This is a genomic window from Coprococcus sp. ART55/1, assembly GCF_000210595.1.
Lineage (GTDB): Bacteria > Bacillota > Clostridia > Lachnospirales > Lachnospiraceae > Coprococcus > Coprococcus aceti.
The window spans coordinates 2,985,662-2,989,317 of sequence record NC_021018.1 but is presented as its reverse complement, the minus strand read 5'-3'; the positions used below and the strand labels follow the sequence as shown (position 1 = coordinate 2,989,317).

2 protein-coding genes are annotated in these 3,656 nt (G+C 41.9%); both read left to right on the top strand.

Annotated elements, in window-relative coordinates:
* Positions 1-2,171, top strand: a 2,171-nt coding sequence (locus tag CCU_RS13435) for a 6-pyruvoyl-tetrahydropterin synthase-related protein (RefSeq protein ID WP_208896300.1), incomplete at its 5' end; no start/stop codon positions are given.
* Positions 2,172-2,231: 60 nt separating this feature from the next.
* The coding region (locus CCU_RS13430; RefSeq protein WP_208896299.1) for a GGDEF domain-containing protein at positions 2,232-3,656 on the top strand (1,425 nt) is incomplete at its 3' end.

Sequence of the window (3,656 nt, the reverse complement as noted above, 5' to 3'; positions counted from 1 at the left end):
ATGTGATAAATGCATATTACCTCTTGTTCGGCGTGTATATATTCTTCGGCGGACTGGCATTTCTGCTCATCGGCAGAAGAATCGGAAGGCCTGTATTTGGAACAGCACTTGCTGTGCTGTGGTTCTTCATGCCTGAAAATGCGAGAATGTACATTGATGAGGGCAATATGCCGAGAATGGTCGTGTCCTTCCTTCTCCCATATCTCATATATTTTATCTGGGTGTATCTCAGGGAAGAGAAGAGATGGGCACTTGCCGGGATTCTCATATTTACAATGCTCATAACCGTTACCCATATCATGATGATAGCTATGATCGGAATAGGAACTTTCTTGTTTTTGTTGTTCGATCATCACAGGAAAATGGGTATAAGACGTCAGGTGATCATCCTGCTCACGATGATATGTGGCATACTCATCATGGGAGTGTGGCTTGTGCCATCACTTTCGGGCGGAATATCATCCATGGATTCCGAGGCAGCATCAGATGTAATGACGATGTGGATGTCTGATCTTTCTTCATCGCTCAATCCGTTAAACCGTATAAATGGAGATATCGGCGCATTTTATTTTGGAATATCCGTTGTCCTGCTCTCCATAGCGGGAATTTTGCTTGCAGATAACAAGAAAAAATCAGGATTTATCCTGGCTCTTGTAATCCTTGTGCTCACGACACCGGATGTTCTGCCGATACTTCGAAAGATGCCGATGAGTCAGGCACTCTGGATGACGCGATTTACAGTTATAGCATATGGATTTTTCTTCCTGTCGCTCATAGAGTGGGAGCGGCTCAGAAAGCCATTTGTGATTGCCTCGGTGATCATACTTGTGGTGGATGCGATACCGTCATTCACATTTGAGAGGTACAGCGTTCCGGCAAATGATGACGGTGTGGCTGTGGCGGGCCTTTTGAGGGATAACACAAGTCAGAGGGCATCGCTCATGGATCTTTCAAGTCTCGGTTCCTATCCATCGTACGGAGTGTGTACAGATGGGGGGGCGTCATATACATTTGGATGGGCATGGCAGGGGGCTGCGACCGCTGACAACATAATGCTGCTCAACCAGGCACTTGAGAATGAACAGTATGATTATCTGTTTGACAGATCGGTCGAGCTTGGAGACGATACAGTTGCAATTGACAGAAAGTATATAGGTGCAAAGGGAAAGACTCTCGATGATGTCACTGCAAGCGCAAAGAAGAGTGGCTACACGTTGACATATGAGTCGGATAAGGTGTGCCTGTTTAAGCTTGATGGTCCGGAGGAGTTCGGTGTTGTCACGCAGTATGATGGCATTGTCATAGGTGACTATGCGGATGGGATAACCCTTGCATTTCCTTCTTTTAAGGCAGGAATGTCCTCAAATATAGAGGATTATTCTACGGACGAACTGAAAAGCTACCATACTGTAATTTTGACCGGATTCTCATATGACACCAGACAGAAGGCTGAGGAGATGGTGAGATCTCTTGCGGATTCTGGTGTAAATGTTGTCATAGACATGACACATGTCCCAGCGGACAGCGCAACGAGGCAGCATGTATTTCTTGGAGTTACGGATATGTCTGTATCATTAAAGTCCAGCTATCCGATTTTTAGCTATGACGGTGAGCAGATATCTACTACAGGATTTCCTGATGATATGTCAGAGTGGAATACCGGATATATAACCGGAGCCATGAACGTGACAGGTACATTCGCTTATGAGATGGAACAGCTTGCATTTGCAGCCACGGACGAGAACAGTCAGAATATCAAATATGTGGGACTGAATCTTTTGTACTATTATAGTGTGACAGGGGACAGCGGTGCAGAGAAGATAGTTGAGGATATTCTTGGCGTGAGCCCGGAGGATCTTCCTGAGAGAACGCTGATTCCTATAAGTAGTGAGATAACGGACGGTGGAATGGTGATAACAGTAAATGATGCTCCGGCAGATATTGCTGATGGAGCCGTGATAAATACTACTCTTGCATATCAGGATATTTTCGTATCTGATTCGGAGATAATGGATGAAAATAATATGCTGTGTGTTGGAACAGGAGTGACAAACATAAAGTTTAAATATCCATTATTTTGGCCAGGAGTGTTGGTGAGTATAGTAGGATTTTGTGGAATGAGTGCAATATGGATACTAGCGTGTAAAGATTACGGAAAGAAAAAAGATTGACAATTTACAAATAATAGTTGTTATATAATAGCTATGTATATAACACGGGGGAAGAAAGATATGTCAGCAAACAGCAGGAACAGAACTGAATATGAGATAAGCAAAGCCAGGAGGAGATTCGCTATCATCTTCCTGGCTGCTGTTGTTGCCACAGCAGGTATGATATCTTTTATAATAACAAAACAGGCAGTTGATAATATGAGAAGCAAGATAGTGAATCTTATATCGTCTAACAACCAACAGCTTGGATACAACGTCGACAATTATCTTGTCGGTATAGAAGATACAGTGGCTCTTTTTTTCTCCGATGATCAGCTGTGTGAGTATGATGCCACAGATGATAGTCTGGATGAATTTACCAGAATACAGCAGGAAGCGGCGATTCAGAATAGGATAAGTGACCTTGGTGTGTTTGACAACTTTACAGATTTTGGTGTCGTATATTCCAATGACAAGAGCGTGGGATGGATTTCCAACACAACACTTCAGGCTTTTCCGGATGGAGGAATATATACATATTTTACTGGACATATAAATGACGAGAAGACAATGTCCGGTTGGTTTTTTGATTATTTAAACAGTCCAGACAGGCTTTTCTACGTCAAGAAACTTAATGAAAATGCTGTGATCGTAACTTCTTTCTATAGCAGGGAACTAAGTTCAGTGGTGAATTTAAGTCATGAACTCAAGGATATGAGGGTGTGTCTTGTAAATGATTCCGAGGAAGTTGCGTATTCAAATAATGCAAAATGCGTTGGAGAAAAAATTGAAGTGAACCTTCCAAAGGAAAATGACGACTTCGAATATCAGACAAATTCGGATGGATATGTTATATCCGTAGCACAATGTTCAAATGGCTGGAGAGTAGTGTCTTACATAGGTGAATCTGAGATATTCAAAGAAGTAGGGAGATTGAAATTGTATTCATTTGTAGCAACTCTTGTGCTGGCTTTATTGGTTGTTGTGACAGGAAGCATTGTATTGAAAAGAATATATACACCTGTTTCCGGAGCTATTGAGGAATTAAAGCAAAAGGCTGAATATGACCAGCTTACAGGACTTATGAATAAAGCTTCGTTTGGAGAAGTTGTTGGATCCTGTCTTGAGGAAAAGTCAGAAACAGTCACACATGTGTTTATAATGATAGATATGGACAATTTTAAAAAGGTAAATGATACTTTGGGTCATGGAGAAGGGGATGTGGTTCTGTCTAAAACTGCTGAACTCTTCACAAAAATGCTTGGAGCAGATTCCGTGATCGGACGGGTAGGTGGTGATGAGTTTGCAGTGTACAGGAAGTTTACTGGATGGACTTTGGAAAGTGTTAGAAAGAAAATGGAATTTGAGCTGAGACTGTTGGCTGAAGATTTTACCAGAACGATTTCGAAACAATATACTGAATGTAATCTTTCGTTATCAGCAGGTGTTTACATAGTAGATGGAGAGAACTCATCTGATTATGAAAGCATGATGAAGAAGGCTGAT